This window comes from Bacteroides sp. Phil13, assembly GCF_001940965.1.
Classification (GTDB): domain Bacteria; phylum Bacteroidota; class Bacteroidia; order Bacteroidales; family Bacteroidaceae; genus Bacteroides; species Bacteroides intestinalis.
In genome coordinates, this window is sequence record NZ_MSHA01000072.1 from 129,223 (window position 1) to 147,029 (window position 17,807).

General features: G+C 37.6%; 20 protein-coding genes. All 20 read left to right on the top strand.

What is annotated here, in order from left to right:
• The 20 genes from BWI44_RS13545 (at position 1) to BWI44_RS13640 (ending at position 17,775) form a co-directional block, all read left to right on the top strand.
• Entirely contained in the window at positions 1-1,047 is a 1,047-nt protein-coding gene (locus BWI44_RS13545; RefSeq protein ID WP_195208426.1) for a hypothetical protein, read from the top strand.
• 4 nt (positions 1,048-1,051) lie between these two features.
• The gene (locus BWI44_RS13550) at positions 1,052-2,647 is read left to right on the top strand and encodes a hypothetical protein (protein WP_195208427.1); all 1,596 of its coding nucleotides are present in this window, start codon (positions 1,052-1,054) and stop codon (positions 2,645-2,647) included.
• Positions 2,648-2,649: 2 nt separating this feature from the next.
• Positions 2,650-2,994: a hypothetical protein gene (locus BWI44_RS13555; RefSeq protein WP_195208428.1), complete on the top strand. Its 345-nt coding sequence runs from the start codon at positions 2,650-2,652 to the stop codon at positions 2,992-2,994.
• Position 2,995: 1 nt separating this feature from the next.
• Entirely contained in the window at positions 2,996-3,937 is a 942-nt protein-coding gene (locus BWI44_RS13560) for an ATP-binding protein (RefSeq protein ID WP_195208429.1), read from the top strand.
• 5 nt (positions 3,938-3,942) lie between these two features.
• On the top strand, positions 3,943-4,266 hold the full coding sequence (locus BWI44_RS13565) for a hypothetical protein (RefSeq protein ID WP_195208430.1): 324 nt from the start codon (positions 3,943-3,945) through the stop codon (positions 4,264-4,266).
• 6 nt (positions 4,267-4,272) lie between these two features.
• On the top strand, positions 4,273-4,608 hold the full coding sequence (locus tag BWI44_RS13570) for a hypothetical protein (RefSeq protein ID WP_195208431.1): 336 nt from the start codon (positions 4,273-4,275) through the stop codon (positions 4,606-4,608).
• Between the two features lie 30 nt (positions 4,609-4,638).
• Positions 4,639-5,274: a hypothetical protein gene (locus tag BWI44_RS13575; protein ID WP_195208432.1), complete on the top strand. Its 636-nt coding sequence runs from the start codon at positions 4,639-4,641 to the stop codon at positions 5,272-5,274.
• A 501-nt stretch (positions 5,275-5,775) separates the two neighbouring features.
• Positions 5,776-6,702, top strand: a complete 927-nt coding sequence (locus BWI44_RS13580) for a C39 family peptidase (RefSeq protein WP_195208433.1) — start codon at positions 5,776-5,778, stop codon at positions 6,700-6,702.
• 30 nt (positions 6,703-6,732) lie between these two features.
• Positions 6,733-7,251 carry a hypothetical protein gene (locus BWI44_RS13585; protein ID WP_195208434.1) on the top strand — a complete coding sequence of 173 codons (519 nt, stop codon included), beginning with the start codon at positions 6,733-6,735 and terminating at the stop codon, positions 7,249-7,251.
• A 29-nt stretch (positions 7,252-7,280) separates the two neighbouring features.
• The gene (locus BWI44_RS13590) at positions 7,281-8,570 is read left to right on the top strand and encodes a radical SAM/SPASM domain-containing protein (protein WP_195208435.1); all 1,290 of its coding nucleotides are present in this window, start codon (positions 7,281-7,283) and stop codon (positions 8,568-8,570) included.
• A gap of 148 nt (positions 8,571-8,718) precedes the next feature.
• Positions 8,719-9,024: a hypothetical protein gene (locus BWI44_RS13595; RefSeq protein WP_195208436.1), complete on the top strand. Its 306-nt coding sequence runs from the start codon at positions 8,719-8,721 to the stop codon at positions 9,022-9,024.
• 137 nt (positions 9,025-9,161) lie between these two features.
• Positions 9,162-9,518, top strand: coding sequence for a YkvA family protein (locus BWI44_RS13600; RefSeq protein WP_229036070.1), 357 nt, complete (start codon positions 9,162-9,164; stop codon positions 9,516-9,518).
• Between the two features lie 56 nt (positions 9,519-9,574).
• Complete coding sequence (locus tag BWI44_RS13605) at positions 9,575-10,033, top strand: type III secretion system chaperone family protein (RefSeq protein WP_195208437.1); 459 nt, start codon at positions 9,575-9,577, stop codon at positions 10,031-10,033.
• A 20-nt stretch (positions 10,034-10,053) separates the two neighbouring features.
• Positions 10,054-11,136: an ADP-ribosylglycohydrolase family protein gene (locus BWI44_RS13610; RefSeq protein ID WP_195208438.1), complete on the top strand. Its 1,083-nt coding sequence runs from the start codon at positions 10,054-10,056 to the stop codon at positions 11,134-11,136.
• 51 nt (positions 11,137-11,187) lie between these two features.
• Entirely contained in the window at positions 11,188-12,162 is a 975-nt protein-coding gene (locus BWI44_RS13615; protein ID WP_195208439.1) for a TIGR02452 family protein, read from the top strand.
• Positions 12,149-12,412 carry a hypothetical protein gene (locus tag BWI44_RS13620; protein ID WP_138291834.1) on the top strand — a complete coding sequence of 88 codons (264 nt, stop codon included), beginning with the start codon at positions 12,149-12,151 and terminating at the stop codon, positions 12,410-12,412. The genes BWI44_RS13615 and BWI44_RS13620 overlap by 14 nt, the downstream gene beginning before the upstream one ends.
• Positions 12,413-12,414: 2 nt before the next feature.
• Entirely contained in the window at positions 12,415-13,602 is a 1,188-nt protein-coding gene (locus BWI44_RS13625) for a WG repeat-containing protein (protein ID WP_138291833.1), read from the top strand.
• Positions 13,603-13,622: 20 nt separating this feature from the next.
• Positions 13,623-15,497, top strand: a complete 1,875-nt coding sequence (locus BWI44_RS13630) for a RelA/SpoT family protein (RefSeq protein ID WP_195208482.1) — start codon at positions 13,623-13,625, stop codon at positions 15,495-15,497.
• 47 nt (positions 15,498-15,544) lie between these two features.
• Positions 15,545-16,177 carry a vWA domain-containing protein gene (locus BWI44_RS13635; RefSeq protein ID WP_195208440.1) on the top strand — a complete coding sequence of 211 codons (633 nt, stop codon included), beginning with the start codon at positions 15,545-15,547 and terminating at the stop codon, positions 16,175-16,177.
• Between the two features lie 290 nt (positions 16,178-16,467).
• Positions 16,468-17,775, top strand: coding sequence for a DUF5723 family protein (locus BWI44_RS13640; protein WP_195208441.1), 1,308 nt, complete (start codon positions 16,468-16,470; stop codon positions 17,773-17,775).
• Positions 17,776-17,807: the final 32 nt, after the last annotated feature.

The window sequence follows — 17,807 nt, forward strand, 5'->3', positions numbered from 1 at the left end:
ATGAGTAGAGAAGCATGTTTTAGCCCTTATATGCTGATTACGTCAGCTCTTCAAACAGTCTTTGGTTTTGAGAGACGCAGTGAACAAGATAAGCAGGCAGATATCTCACAACGACATCAAATAGAACTACGCAATGCAAGAGAGGAGTTTCAAGATGAACTTGAAGCTGAAAAAGTTGCTAGTATGAGAGCAAAGATGGCTGTTGCTCGTAAATATCGTGCCGAAGAAAGATTTGACCAAACAATATTACAACACCGCACAGAGGAATTGAAGACTTTTTTTGTCAAAAGTCTTCCAATCCAGCAACAAGCGATTCCAATACTCTTGGATATTGCGCAGAATTATAAACAACAGGAATATAGTAATTGTCCATTAAATGTTGTGCTGTTACATACTAAACAGGCTGCATTAAATTACAATGATATATGCAATGAACTTGATAAAAACAGCCTGTTGATAGGCAATGTTGAATACCGTAGATGGTGTAACAAAGATATTGCTCACAATTCAGCAATATTAAATCTACATGCTATTATGAGCAATATACCGACATTGGTTATTTCTCCTAATTTTCAAGGAGGGTCTATACATTTCACAGCATCAATGTGGGACGCACAATCAGATGCAAAGCCTTTGATTCGTCCATTATTTTCCATACCCTGTCCTGCTAACTATTTGGCATCACCACAGAGTTTTACCGGGGAAGGAAAGAAAGCAATAGAAAGTCGTATGGCGTTAATATCAACAATTGTATCTGGATGCGCACGAGACAGTTATATGCTTATGTCACAAGGACGAACGCCAACATTGCCTCAATTCTTAAAAAACAACCAAGATGTTTTAAACAATTTGTTAAAGGATGAAAATAAGGAATTGCGTTCATTTATACTTAATGAATATAAAGCAATGGAACAATTGCTGGACAAGGCAGATTGTCCAACCCACCTGTTTAATCCTGAAGAAATAAAGAAGTTGGGACTAATTGCAAATAAAGCATCAAAAGAGCTTCAATGTTTGACACATAACGATTACTTTTTAAGCAGATAATAATATGGATCCAGTAACAATGATGGTGGCAAGTATTGGAATGCAGTTTTTCACCCAGCATGCCACAAGTAAAAAAAACGCTGAGATTCAAGAGAAACAACGCGAATTTCAGAAAGCTGCAGCAGAACATGATTTTGAGAGAATGCGTAAATTACAAGCAGAGTCCGCTCGGCTTGCTCTAGAACTTGAAGCTGAAGTTCATAAAGAACGTGTTGAGGATATAAATAATAATTATGATGCATTGCTGGAAAATTTCGCTCACAGTTTTGCCATACAAAATTGGCCACTTAATGTTTTACCTTTTGTAATGAAAGGCGAATCTTTTGGAAGTTTATTCAATGGAACAACACAATCAGTAAATATGCATTGTATACTCACCCCGTCGAACTGTGAGTGGTTTAATGCAATGTTCTATGATGATATTGATCTACGATTAGAAGCTGAATTGAATAACAATTGGAATGCTCAAACAACGCATCCTGTGGTTTATTATGGTGGTGGATGGAATCGTAGAACTATGCGCCATGGAATATCTGTTCCTGACGAGATAAATCTTGTTGATATAGATCTTCTTAAAGTAAAGCTTAAGAATATTCCCGTTGTTGTTATTACACCTTATTTTGATTATGATTATGATTCTGATCCTGATTCTGGTTCATGGCTTCAATTTAGAGTACAATTATGGGGCATGGGAAAAGACTCCGACGAACCATTCAGAATATATATACCTCATGGAAACGGCCTTAAATATTCAAAAAGAATTTTTTCTTATGATTACAATAAAGATATAAAAGATGGAATATCAAGCGATTTCATCAATACAACCATTGAGGAATTCGTTCCATATCTTGAAAGTCTGATTGGCTTTATTGCTGATAAATATTTTTGGGGAGTATATTCTTTGCCCCCAAGACTTCCAGAACTTCTTGAAAAGGCAACAAGTAATATTAACATATATAATAATCAATATATAGCTTTTGCTCAAGATAAATTATGTTTAAACAAGATACCCACACTTAAAGATTTCCATAGTTATATCGAATACATTAAGTCAATTAAAAATTATGTGGATCAAAAGCAAATAGAAGATATAAAAAAACAGTTGCTAAAAGTCTTTCATGAAACATATATTCCATCACAAAATGAAACCGTCAATACTAGATCATATGAAGATGTCGTAACATATGTTAATGCAGAACAGCAAAAAGAGGAGTTGTATGAGTGGAGTGATCAAAAAATAATAAATAATGAATATGTTGATTTTATCAATATTGACAGACTAGATATTTCAACATATATAGATGAATTTCGAAACTATATAGATGGTCATGGTGATAGATTCAATCTCAATAGCATATCTTTATATATAAAGCATGAGGGCTATAAACTATTTGAATTGCTTGTTTATGATGCAGATGGGAAAAAGTATTTAAACACAAAGGATGGTTTTAGTTATAAAATAACAACTAATCGACCTCTTCATTTTAGGAAGATAAAATACATTTTCAAGAATAATGACCCAGGGGTTATTATATGTAGGTATGATCGACTAGATAAATTACAGAATGAATTAACAGAAGAAGAAACTTTAATATTTTGATTATGAATTGGAATTATCTGATAATCGGATCAATCATTGCAGCAGGAGGTGCGGCTATTGCTATTTATCGGAAAAGCAAAATTGGCAAAATGACTTTTACAGACTATTGTTCTAGTTGTGAAAATGCCGCCACATCTGAAATCGTCAATTCTGACGATGTAGTTAAAACAATTTTGGTTTTGGCCAAAGTGGATGAAAACAGAATTGCGCCATTTCTTTACCGTAGTTATAAAGATGGTAAAATAAGAAAGAAACGTATAGGCTATAAGACCTACCTATTCAGTTTATGTCCAGAAGATGTTCAAGAGTCTATCAATAAAGGTGAATACATTATAAAACGTTATTAACATGGGATATACATTCATTGAAAAAGACAAGCCAGAGGATTCTACTAAAAAAGGTGGATCAAAGACTTCATTTGTAGCAATTGAACCAGAATGGACTTTGGATCAAATAGTTTTCCAAGATTCTTTAAAAGAACAACTTGCCGATATTGTATCGTTTTGTAAAAACAAAGACCAAATCATAAACGATTGGGAATTGTATAGATTTATGAAAGGGAAAGGTTGTATAGGAATTAACCTATGGGGAATTCCAGGAACTGGTAAAAGTATTGCGGCAGAAGCGATAGCAGCATCATTAGGGATGAAGCTAATTCAAGCATCATATTCTTCATTAATGGATAGTTTACAAGGTAATACAGAAAAGAATATATCTGCACTTTTTGAAACAGCTGTTAATGAAAACTGTGTAATACTATTTGACGAAGCAGATGGACTTCTTAGTGCTCGCAAAACAGGAGGAGCTAATTCTGAGACATCCAATATGATAAAATCTCATCTACTCAACATATTAGATCGAAGTACAGCAATAGTTGTGTTTACTACTAATTTTTTCAAAAGTTATGATCGGGCTTTCGTAAGAAGAATACTTTGGAATATTGAAGTTCCTGCACCAGGCCTTCATGAAATGACGAAAATATGGCAATTACATCTAGGGAAAAATGTTCCTAAAGAGATATCATACAGGGAACTTTCAGAATTAGCAATTGACCTTTCAAAAGAAAAATCTTTAAATATAACTGGTGGTGATATAAGAAAATTGACCCTTATGTTCTGTACTCAATTAACATCTGGAAGATACCCTGCTATCACGAAGGAAGTAGCGAATATGGTACTAACTAAGTATTTGAATGACTTACAAGAGGCTAATCCTGTAAAAAAACAAGAGGAAGAAGTCAATCCTAAAGATATTTCGGAAAAGGTTAAAAACGAATTAAATAAAAATTAAAGATTATGGGCGTTTTTATTATTGTTGCAGCCATACTTGCGCTTGCTGCATATATCTTTCAACAAATTTGGAAGTTTGCATTAAAATTTTTCTATTATGCCTTATTAGGAGCAATTGAAATCGTAAAAAAGATTATAGTTGCTACCAGGAGACTTGGAAAGGTAATGTTTATACTTTACAAACGTCACCAAAATGGTAAAGTTTACAAGGTTAAATACGAAGAAGAAGAGGTTAACGAGGATGATATTCCAGAAGGACTTAAGAATGAATTGGAATATCACGAAGAAGTTATTGTAAAAAAAGGAGATATTGACCCATCAGAATTTTAGAAGAGTATGTTAGATTTACTATATTATTTAGGAGCAGCTGCAATAGGTGGCGTTGCAGGATATTTCATCGGTAAAGCACTGTCTAAATATTGGGAAAGTGCTAAAAGCTGGTTTGAACAAGTCTGGAAAGGAATCAAACGTGCAACAAGAGCTGTAGGTATCTTAATTAGGCAAGGCAATCGACTATTTAAAAGATTTGTTACTCTACTGAAAAATGATGAAGTTGAAGAGTATTATGACGAGTCTGATGAAGGCGTTGAAATTGAATGGGATAGTCTTACCGACGAGGCAAAAAAAGCATTGGAAGAAGATGAATACATTCTTGTTGCATGTTATCAGTAAACGAATTAATTACATTAATATCAAATAATTATGAGCGAATTATTTTCATTTATAAAAGAAATATTTGAAGTAGTGGCTGATTGTTATAAATATGCAGAGCTAGACTTCTACAAGTTAAAATCTGAAGTGGTATCCCAACTTGATAAGGCCAAGAATAGAGGTTATGGGATGCCTGATTATGGTTCTCTTTCTATTAAGGTTAAGAGTAGAATAGAAACGAGTGTTTTGATTGAAACCTATTATAATAAGGGCAATGGGAAATATCAAAAATTTAAAAAGACTCTTGATCTCGGAGAATTGACGAATATTCCAAGCGTTGTTAAGAGTAGATTAGATAGAACAGGTGAGGTTGATATTAAACTATCCGACTTTAACAATCTTTATTCTTTGAATGAAAGAGATATAATTAATACAGTTGACTTCAAGAATCTCTACAATTTTACACTTAAGAATGCTAAAGGGATTCCTGTAAAAAAGGAACTTCACATTACTGATGAGCTCTTCTATTATAAAGTCGTTCTTGTTTATGTCTATGAAAATGAACCCAAAGAAATTCGTATCAAATATTTCGGGAACATTAAAGACATCCCCGTAGAGGTTATTGAGAAGATAGCTTCAAATGAAGACAAATCATGTTTTCTTGATGTTACAAATACCAATATTTAAATTTGACTAATATGAAACGATTTAAAAATTTACTATCTACAATGTTCGTCGCATTAGTGTGATTTTCAAGTCAACCTATAATGGCTCAAAGTTGGGTGAAAGTTGGTAAAGTTGTTAGCAAACAAGCAGCAAAAGCAATAAAGCATAACGGCTCAAAACAACAAAATTAACTCGCCCTATTCAAAATCAGCTACTACAACTAGAGGTGTTAGTAAATCAGCAGTAGCTGGATCTCAAGATATCAAAATACAATACAGTTCTTGTCTGGGTATGATTATAAAATTATAAGACGATACTAATTGAAACACCGTTTTTATTCTTAATCATATGCCACTTATACTAAAGAAATGCAAAGAGTATTAAGATAGAATACTTTGAGCTTGAATATCCTAAGTCTATTAAAAAAGAAGTTGGGGAAAAGTTGTCTTCACATGCTAAAAAAATCATAAAAGAATAACGCATTCTATTACCTATCTATGGGTAATAAAGAAGATTTTTAATATGCTAACATTCGGACCAAAAGTAACGCAGACAGATTTCGACTATAATATCTTCCAAGGTCAGGAGCCAATTTGTGCTATTCGTAGCCAAGAGATGATATTACGAGATTTCGGAATTCAGATTCCCAAGGAGGAATTAACTGCATATGCAACAGAGCAAGGCTGGTATCATGGTAATGGTACCAAACCAAGCGATGTTGGAAACCTATTAGAGACATGTAATATCGGAACACATTCTCAGCATTGTGATTCAGTATATGACCTTATCAATGAACTAAAGGATGGTCATAGAGTTATTGTCGGTGTTGATGCACATGAACTTTGGGCCGAACCAGGCTCAGCAGAATATGAGTATTATCGTAATCTGACTAATGCTGACCATGCCTTAATCGTTACAAGTGTCAATATTGACCCTCTAAACCCTGAGAATTCTACAGTTGTATTAACAGATCCAGGTAATGGTTCTATTATGGAATATGACTTTGAAAAGTTTGCTCACTCATGGAAGGATTCTAAATATTTCATGATGGCAACAGATGAAGCTGCACCTTATCAGTATGATGCAGAAAATCATTGTATGCAAATATCAAATTTTGCAACAGATTTCTCGGTTCAAGAATTCCCATTTCACAATGAGTTTACCGATATCTGGCAAGTAGATGATTTAGGGTATGTCCCCTACTATTCAAATGGGCATCTGCTAAGCATAACAGATGATTTATCATACGATGATTTCAATTATGCATTCAATAGTGATAGTTTTGAGACATTAGATGATTCTTTTAATATAGACGATATAGATGACAGTTGGTCTCATGTAGAATTCACTGATAATAAAATCGTTACAGACATACAACCTATGGATAATCTTTTTGATTATAGCTCAGAAAGCATGATTGACGATATGTCCTTAAGTTGTGATAGTTAAAACAATTGTTTAATAAAAGAACTATTTAATATGAACATGGATGAAATGATACCATTAGAGGACGGCATGGAAAATCCAATCTATGAAGATACAACTGATGTTTTGGGTTCTAGTAGCCACAGTCCTTTCAGTTCCGGATTTGATGATGAACATCCAATTCCATCATACGAAGAGCTACGAAATGCCGGATTTAGTGATTACTTAGCTCATAATATATCAGAAGGGGGATGTCATTCTTACTCTGAACGCGAACTTTTTCATGTATTATATGAGTCAGACGACCCTGTATCAGCTTACAATGACATGATGAACGGAAAAGCCCAAGCTGTCATAATTAAAGCCGACATGATTGCTGATAATATTGAGAACAGTGGATTATTAGGAACATCTATTGAGGAAGAGATGAGTAACGTTGACGATCCTTATAATAACCCTAGTTCACAAACGACAGAAGAAGCCCCCCAATTAGGCCTATCTGATTGTTGGCCCGCTTGCAAGGCCATAACCGGAGATGTTTCCAATAATGCAAATTTTGGATTCCATGCTTAATGAGCAGACAATGGTTAAAGTAGAATCGTATGCATACATTCTCCACTACATCGGGTAAACTTCTATGGTACGAGGTTAAAGACAATAGGATATATCTTTGGTCTTTAGATAAAGAACAACAGGTATTTCCTATTGTTCATTTTACTGCTCCTTTGACCCTTGATTCTTCTAAGATAGCAAAATTCACCATCGAGATGACTCAGCAATGTAATCTAAGATGTTCATATTGTTGTTTTTCGGGAGATTACCGAAATCTGAGAGCTCATAATGAAAAAGAAATATCTTACGAGACATTAAGAAGTGTAGTAGAATTTATAAAAAAACATGCAGACAAGGAAGCATCAGAAATTACTGTTTGCTTCTATGGTGGCGAAGCTTTATTGGCAAGAAAGAAAATAAATTGGATTATTTCAGAGCTTAAAAAAGAGTTTGCTGAAAAAATAAGATTCTCGCTTTCAACAAATGGTTTAGCCCTAACTGAAACTGTCGTTGATTGGATATGTACATTCAATAAATTTCTTGTCAATGTTACGCTAGATGGGAATAAGTTTATGCACGATAAGCATAGGAGAACAACATCAGGAAATGGATCTTATGATGTTATCATAAAGAATTTAGAACTTTTCAAGACAAAATATCCAGAAATTTACCAGAATCAAGTGCGGTTTCTGTCCACGATATATTCGTGGAATGATGTCATACATCTTGATGAAGTGTGGGATAATGAACCTGGATTAAAAGGCCATTACCCAATACACATATCTCATATTATCCCTAATTTTTCTGACCAATCGCGTACATACGATACATGGGAAATAAAAGATAAATTCTATCAAAAGGCTTTCTATGCATACCAAACAGGCAAAAAGGGAATCCTTGCCGGATGCTTTCAGGAATTGATAGATATAGTTGATAATCGGAACTATCTGAAGCTACCTAATGAATTGAAAATAGAGACTTGCTTTCAAAAGCTTTTCTCTTGTTTTATAAACGTTGACGGAGATTTATATGCCTGTGAAAAGTTCAGTGGTAACTTAAAGATGGGTAACATAAAAGATGGCATCAATTCAGAGCTCTCATACACTCTACTGAATCAATTTACGAATAGAAAGAATAGGCTTTGTTCTTCTTGTTGGGCTCAACGTTTCTGCCGGATGTGTATAACTAATCTGAATTACACTGATGAAGAAATTAAAGCTATGTGTAAGATGGAAAGAGACACCATTGACTTGGCCTTAAAATACTCTTGTGAGCTAAAAGATTGGGAACAAGGTAATATAACATTAAAAACAAATATTTATGGCACTATTGGAAATTAGCGAAACCGACCCTCTTTATATAATAATAGCAGTAGTAGTAATATTGCTATTTTGGGGGCTTTTTAAAATGATTGGCAAAAAGAATAAGTAGCACTTCCCTTAGAACAATGATAGCCATCGTCCTGCAACAAATATCCGTTCCGAACAAATGGAGGCAAGCTTGTTTGGCTATCAACTCAACGGTTACATTGCTATAAACGAATCAATGTTTGAACTGCCTGGTACGAATCCTGCGATATTGGATAAAATACTTGAAACTTTAATTCACGAAGGCCTTCACGCATATCAACACTATAATGTTGAGGAACACATAGTTCACCAATCAGAAGCACAAGTGCATGAACTATCTTGCTGCACTATTGACAATGGATTGGTTGATAAAAGAACCGGAAATAGCAAAGCCAATAGTGGAAGGATTCTTAATAATATAAGAAAAATAATCAAGAAAGATTAGAATAAACCGACTCTTTTAGTTCATCATTACCAAATGATTTAGTTACTATACAAGCCTATAATAGTTAAATTTCGTTTTATCTGCAAGAAAAATAAAAATTCAGCCTCTATATAAGAAACAGTTAAAATGAAATTATTATGAAAAAGCAAAGCCTCATCAACTACCCTCTATTATGGGAAAAGCTTGGCGACTATGCCAGAAAAGCAGGAAGAGTAAGTGCACGCCCTTTACTCCTATTGTATTATGTAATGAAAAGCCCAGATACTCCCAAATCAGACAAGCTACTCATTGCATCTGCAATCTCCTATTTAGTGTTCCCCATTGATTTAATTTCGGCTAAACGCCTACCCATCATCGGCTGGATAGACGAAGTAGTATCACTAACCATTGCCTATCAAAAGGTGTGCAAATACATTACCCCTGAAATTGAATCGGAAGTAAATAACATTTTGGAACGATGGTTCCCCGAATGTAAATATGAACTAATATCGTAGGACTCTATAATAGAAAGGAAACAATCATGGAAACAACAGCACTAAAACCCTTAAGAATGCACCTACAAGAATTCCTGGAAAGCGTTGGTGCAGATTTTCAATGTGACGAAGAAAACCACTTCTATACATTTGGCATGACAAGCAACGGCATGAACATAAGAGCCTTCATTCTGTACAACGAAGAAAACGACTGGATGAGATGCCACATGCCTATGCCGATCAAAGTTCCGGAAGAGAAAAGAACCGCCGCCATACTTCTTCTGAACAAGATGAACAATGAAGCTCCCGGAATATGCCTCAACATGGACGAAGAAGACGGAGAAATCGTATCTACGATGATGGTCAATACAGACAACGGTGCTATCAACTACTCGATTCTGAATGCAATGATACACACTTGTTATAACGCAATCGATGCTTGCATACCCCGTATAATGCGGCTAATATATCAACAACCGGAGGATATGTTATTACAAATCTCAAGCAAACAAATCAATAACAGCATAGCAAACTGACAATAAAAAGATATAATAGTATGGACGAGAAAATACAAAAAGACAGAATACGCGGCTCATTGATAGGTGGAGCCATAGGTGATGCTTTAGGCTATCCTGTAGAGTTTATAGACTCGTATGCAGGTATTCAAAGGAAATATGGGAACGCAGGAATTACCCGTCTGGATACCGGACAATGGTGGAAGGGCGAAGACTGTTCCACCGGAAAGGCTTGGGTTTCTGATGATACACAAATGACACTGTTTACAGCCTGTGGCATTCTGAATGCAAAAGAAAAAGAAAATGCTCTCATTCCTAATATTTGTGAAGCTTATATAGAGTGGTATTATACGCAATCAGGCAGGAGAAACAAGCGTTTTAAGGAATGTTGGATCGGGGATATTCCGGAACTGAATCAACGCAGAGCCCCCGGTAATACCTGCCTCACTGCCCTTTCTGAGATTATTGCCGGGAGGGATTCTCATAATAACAGTAAAGGGTGTGGTGGCGTTATGCGTATCGCCCCTATCCCTTTATACGGTGTAGCCCAAGGACGAATATCAGATATAGATGCTCTTGACCGCCTTGCCGCAGATGCAGCAAGACTTACTCACCAGCATCCGTTAGGTTTTATTCCGGCAGCCTTTACCGCCCATATCATTTATCGTCTGGCTACCGACGAGCATCCGGAGAAGGAGACATTCAGAAACTACATTCAGGAAGGGTTGGAATCCACGCAACGAATGTTCGCCAACCATGCCGAAGAAGTAGAGAAATTTGTTTCCTTGATAAAGAAAGCGGTCCTTTTGTCGGATATCCCGACAGATGATGTACGTGCCATCGAAGATGAGTTGGGTGGCGGATGGGTAGCTGAAGAAACCGTCGCCATAGCCATCTACTGTGCTTTGACCTATTTTGAGAACTTCGAAAGAGCTATGATTGCGGCTGTAAATCATGCAGGTGACAGTGATTCTACAGGTGCTGTGACCGGTAACTTGTTAGGTGCTGCCATCGGTTACGATGCAATACCACAATTCTACAAAGACGACTTGGAATTGCATGATGTGATATTGCATATCGCTGATGACCTGTATCTCGGTAAAACAACATCCTACCGGAAGTAAGATAAATATCGATAGCTATTTTAGGATGGTTGAATTTAAACATATAAACTTATGACAAATACATGGAATGCTGAAATATGGAAAAAAGAATTCCTACTTGCTTCACAAAACAAGGATAGGAACCAACTACGCAAGCTACGTGCGGAAGTATTTCAAGATACAGTCACACGCATAAGTAACAGTGGATATATTTCAGCAGGCAAAACCATACAGATTGCAGGCGAAGCTTCGATGATACACCACACTAAATTCTATTGTGAGCAGATATCATCAGCCAATACTCAGGCGGAAATGCAAACCATCGTTCATACCATAAATGGCGATACATTGGTTGTTGCCAAGTCACTATTGGATGAAGGTCTTCATCCCGCTGTACTGAATATGGCAAGCCGACAAAATCCGGGTGGTGGCGTATATAGCGGTGCAGGAGCCCAAGAAGAAAACCTGTTCCGTCGTACTAATCTTTTTCGTTCGCTATTTCAGTTTGCACCTTATGCCGAGGAGTATGGGTTGGACAAATCAACCGACCAATATCCTCTCGACCGTAATTGGGGCGGCATTTATACTCCTCAAGCCTGCGTGTTTCGTGGAACGGAAACTGATGGTTATCCTTTGCTTGAAGAACCGTATTACCTTGACTTCATAGCCGTCCCCGCCATCAATCGTCCGGAACTGGGTACGGACGGATTGATTGTACCGTATCTTGTGGATGCCACGAAGAACAAGATGCGTACTATCTTCCGCATTGCACTTGCCAACAATAATGATTCCCTCGTGCTTGGAGCTATGGGATGTGGAGCATTCCGTAATCCACCTGCCCACGTCGCCCGAATATTCCACGAAGTAATGGATGAAGCGGAGTTCAAGAATCGGTTCAAGAAAATAGTTTTTGCAATTCTTGACGATCACAATACCGGGCATAAGCATAATCCAAACGGGAATCTCCAACCCTTTGAAAAAGAATTTCAAAATTACAATAAGAATGAAGAAGAGGCACAAGAAAAATACTTTTATGGCAGAATATAGAATTATTGATGGAAAATACTTTTTCAGTTATGATGCCAGTGGCGGTTCATGTTTTGGTAGCTATCCGGATCCGACGTATATCATTAAAGATATTGATGCTAAGATTCTACTTACCGCTCTTGGTATTAAGAATGAAAACGGTCTGAAATGGGCTCTTGACAGATTGCCTCATGCGGATAATGATATTATCCGATTAAAAGAATTCTGCGATAAAAATAATATTTCCTATCACTATGAAATGGAGGATTAAAAATGAAACGAGCAATTATTTTGTTTTGGCATGGACTGACCGGTATTCTGACCGGCATTGCCAATTGGATTACAGAAGTCTTGGGAATGAAAGATGACTCAAGGTATGGAAAACTCTTGCGTCGCATCGTCGGCACCTGCTTCACCTTATTCGTTATTTTATGCACTGTTGCTGCAAGCTGCAGCTTTTTTGAAACATTATGTAGCCGCTACGACATTACATTTACCGACACTACGGAAGATGTCTATACACAATATCTTTCACGCAACGCAACTTTTTGCCGTTCAGGCTACCATGGAAAGGGATATGTCATCGACCGAGATGGTAACAAGACACTGAAAGATATTCTGTGGATAGCAAAACCTTTGGGAGACGATTCGTTAATATGCTACAGCGATGGCAAACGGCGTGGATACTTCAACAAGTTCACCGGCAAAACAGTCATAAAGCCTCAATACAACCACGCATGGATATTCTCTGATGGTTTGGCTTCAGTTGATGATAATGGTTGGATAAAATTTATCGATCCGACCGGTAAAGTGATTATCGACAATCATCAACCCTATATTCCGGGTATGGAGGGATATGTGTTCCATAATGGATTTTGTGTGGTACATAATGAATGTAGAAACAGGGTAGGGCTGATAGATCCAACCGGCAAGTGGATTTTAGAACCGCAATATTTTTCTATCCGGCAATATGACACACTGCTGGTAATAAATAACGGCATAGAAGAAACAGTGATGGACACTAAGTTAAATACTATCATTCCTTACACCAAAGCAAGTTATTGGATTTATGACGGTATTATCTTCGGCACGATGCAAGATCACACTATGCGTCAATATGATCTGCAAGGCAATCTCATCGATGACTTCTACATCAGCAATGTAGAGAAAATCACCTATCCGACAAATGAATTACGCTATAGCACCACAAAAAACTACGATGATAATGGCAAAGTAATAAGTGAAACGGAAGATAATGAACCAACCCATGTGCAGGCAATCACCGGATGTATGTGCTATCAGGCAGAACAGGGGTGGTACGGCCTGATGTCACCGGATGGTCAAATCATCACACCGCCTTCATATAGCGTCATCACCGCTGTAAGTGCAGATCTATATCTCTGCGAATCTCAGGATGGTTACGGTGTGCTACTGAATGGCAAAGGAGAGCGGGTAAAATAACAATATCATTCATAAAGACTATGGAACAAGATTACGAAAAACTGATAAAAGAACGTGTGGAAAATCTTTTCCACACGATGGAGCAACGAGTCACTCCAAAAGAGATGGAACAAATCAAGGCAGCTTATCAACTGGCTTATGAAGCTCACAAGGGGCAGACGCGCAAAACAGGAGAACCGTATATCATTCATCCGATTGCAGTAGCCCGTATCGTTGCAGAAGAACTTATGCTGGGAGCAAACCCCGTGATTGCCGCCTTTCTGCACGATGTGGTAGAAGACACACCACATACTGTAGAAGACATAGAAAAACTATTCGGTGAAGATGTCGCTTTCTTAGTGCGTGTGGTAACCAAACAGAAGAAAGAACACTACGAGATGTCCAAACAACTGGATAATTTCAAACAGATGCTCGATTCTGTACATTATGACATACGTGCCATCCTGATAAAGTTAGCGGACCGCCTGCATAATATGCGCACGCTCAACAGCATGAAACCTGACAAGCAAATGAAGATAGCAGGTGAAACAGATTATTTCTATGCCCCTTTAGCCAATCGCTTAGGCTTGTACGAGATAAAAACAGAACTGGAGAATCTCAGTTTCCGCTTCCGTTGTCCACATGAATATGCACAGTTCGTGGAGCTGCTTCAACAAGACAAAACTGATAATTATTCCGATCTGAAAGCTTTCACAGATAAGATAGGAAATATTCTTCAAAAGCATAATATTCAAGCAAAGATAGAAGTACAATATAGAATGCCCTACAGCCTGTGGCGTAAAATAAATCTATCCCATAAGGATTTCAAGCATCTGGACCACAGGCATTTCATCCAGATCGTTTTTCCCGATGACATAGAAGCATCAGAAAAGAACGTATGCCTGAGAATCTACTCGCTATTGACAGATACATTCAAAGAAAAGCCGGGCAGTATTGCCAATTATGTGGATTCTCCTAAAGAAAACGGCTATCAAAGTTTCCATGTAAAGTTACTGTCCGAATACGGTGCGTGGGAAGAAATACATATCAGCAGCGAACGAATGATCTATAATTCGCAGTTCGGTTGTGTAGCCAGCCGTTCAGAAAATAATGTCAAAAAGTGGATAGAAAAGTTCAAATTCGTCTTACAAGATATTGCTTATCACAGTCAAGATGGTTGGTTCATTGAAAATGTCGTTTCATCTTTTTATAATGATGATATTATGGTCTTTACTCCCAAGGGGCAAGCGGTAATTCTACCACAACATGCCACGGCTTTGGACTTCGCCTTTGAAATACACAGCCGGTTAGGAGAACATGCCCAGTACGCCCGCATCAATGGAAAATTATGCTCTATCAAAACCGTACTTCATCGTGGGGATTGTATCGAAATCGGAGCTAATGAACAGACACATCCACAGCCGGATTGGATTAATCACGTCTTAACATACAAGGCCAAACGCTATTTGCGCACTTATCTGTATCGGATGAAAAAAATACCATATCAACGTTGCCCCTACTGTCATCCACTTCCGGGAGATGAAGTTATCGGATTTACAGAAAATGACAAATCAGTAACCATTCATAAACGTGATTGTCCCACAGCTATCCGTTTGGCTTCACAGAAGGGTGATTCTATTGTATCTATCGAATTCAAAGAAGACAGTGATATCCTGTATCCGGTACGAATTCATATCAGGGCAATAGACCGCTATCATCTGTTAAGTGACCTGATCGACTGTATCACCAATAAACTAAAACTTTCCATTGAAAGTTTGCACACCACTACAACAGACGAAATAGTAGACTGCTTCATAAATTTTTCTGTCCACTCATTCAATGAGTTACAGATCGTTATCAGCCACGTCAACCGCATAGAGGGAGTGGATGAAGTACAAAGAGAAGAGCTGAAATAGGTTATGCATTTAAATAAGTATCAAAAACATCATTAAAAGTAAAAAACATGAAAACAAAAATCTTTAATCTTATCATTCTGGACGAAAGTGGCTCCATGGAAAGCATCAAACAACAAGCCATCACCGGAGTAAATGAAACCATACAGACAATTCGTAATGCGCAAAAACAGCATGAAGAACAAGAACATTATGTATCACTCGTTTCGTTCAACAGTAGTTCCGTGAAAAACATCTACGACTGCAAGCAGGCAAACCAAGTGGAAGAGTTGACGGACAAACTGTATATACCTGACTGTTGCACCCCTCTCTATGACGCTATGGGCTTATCACTGAATAAACTTCGCAAAAGTATTACAGAAGAGGATAAAGTATTAGTTACCATTATTACAGACGGTTATGAGAACGCCTCTCAAGAATACAGTGGAGAAGCTATCAAAGCTTTAGTTGATAGTTTGAGAAGCAAAGGCTGGGTATTTACCTATATCGGAGCCAATCAAGATGTAGAAAAGGTAGCTGCTACTATCTCCGTGACCAATGTAATGAGTTTTCAAACTTCAGTAGAGGGAACGAAAGAAATGTTTGAAAAAGAAAAGAAATCACGTAAACGCTGGTTTGAAAAAGTTGCAAATGGATGCACGAATCTGGCAGAGAACTTTTTTGATGATGAAGAAAATAAATAAGTCTTCCTCTCATTAAGAGCCTGTTTAAATTTTCCTCATAAAAGTTTAATCAGCTCTTTTTGAGTCCCTCTTGCAATCACTCCAAAATCAGAAGGACAACGAAGAATAAAGTGGCGCAAAGAAAATAGTTTTCCCCTATTAATCCTGTCTTCGAACCACATATTTCCGTATTATATTCATTTAACCTGCTTTTCTGCAACTTAATATTTGCATATAGCAAATAAGTATTTTAACTTTGCAACAACAAATATAAGTAATCATTAACAGTAACCCACAATTTACGAAGCACAATGAGAAAGCTTTTACTTCTGGGGATTTGCATCTCTTTTCTTCTCCCCACAGCCATGCAAGCGCAGTACATGCGCTCATCTTACTTTATGGACGGTAGCAGTACCCGTATGCAACTAAACCCCGCAGCGCAGCCCAAGCGTGGCTATATCAATCTACCCGTTATCGGGTCATTGACCGCCGAAGTATCATCCAATGCATTGGGCATCCAGGATGTTATCGACGTCTTCGACTCCGACGGAGAGTTTTATAACAATGACAAGTTCTACAACCGCCTGAAGGGAATGAATGAGCTGAACATCAATCTTAATACGGATGTCATCTCTTTCGGATTCTATAGAGGCAAAGGATTCTGGTCATTCAATGTAGGAGCACGTGTAGATGTGGATGCAACTATTCCTAAAACCATGTTCGAATATCTGCGTGCCATAGATACAGAAGATTTTACTTGGGGAAGTAGCAGAACCTTTAATATCCAGAATGAGAAATTGCGTCTGAACTCTTATATAGAGGTGGGGGCAGGTTATTCACGTGCCATAAACGACCGTCTGACCATAGGTGGTAAAGCCAAACTATTGTTAGGTGCCGGAAACCTGAATTTAAAAATCAACCAACTTTATATATCAGGCAAAGAGGCAGGATTAGACTCCGAATTCCAGCTAAAATCAGATGCCTATCTGGAAGCCTCTGCTAAAGGTCTGGACTTGGAAGAAGAAAATGGATACATCACAGATCTGGACTACAATAATTTCGGTATCAGTGGATACGGAGCAGGCTTAGATCTGGGAGCAAGCTATCAAGTGATGAAGAACCTTACGTTCTCTGCTGCCATCCTCGACTTAGGTTTTATCTCTTGGGGTAAATCAAGCACCCAGATAGCCGAATCAAACAAAGATATCGCTATTGATAAAGATAATTACAGTGAATCTACTGATGTACTGGACTTTGAATTGTACGGTTTGCAGAAGAAGGAGAATAAATCCCGCACCACTTCCTTATCCCCGACCATGGTTTTAGGAGGAGAATACGGATTCCTGAATAATAAACTGGGAGTAGGATTATTATCAACTACCCGCCTCGGTCAGTTAAAGACATATTCCGAATTGACTTTATCCGCCAATTATCGTCCGAACACTTTAATCAACGCTACATTAAGTTACTCCATGCTTCAAGGTGGTGAGACATTCGGCTTTGCCTTCAAGGTAGGTCCTTTGATGCTGGGTACTGACTATATGTTCTTCGGAAATAACTCCAAACATGTAAATGCTTTCATCGGACTTTCTATTCCTTTGGGAAAGAAGAAGATATAAGAGCTACGAAGCTACGAGCTACAAGTTACGAG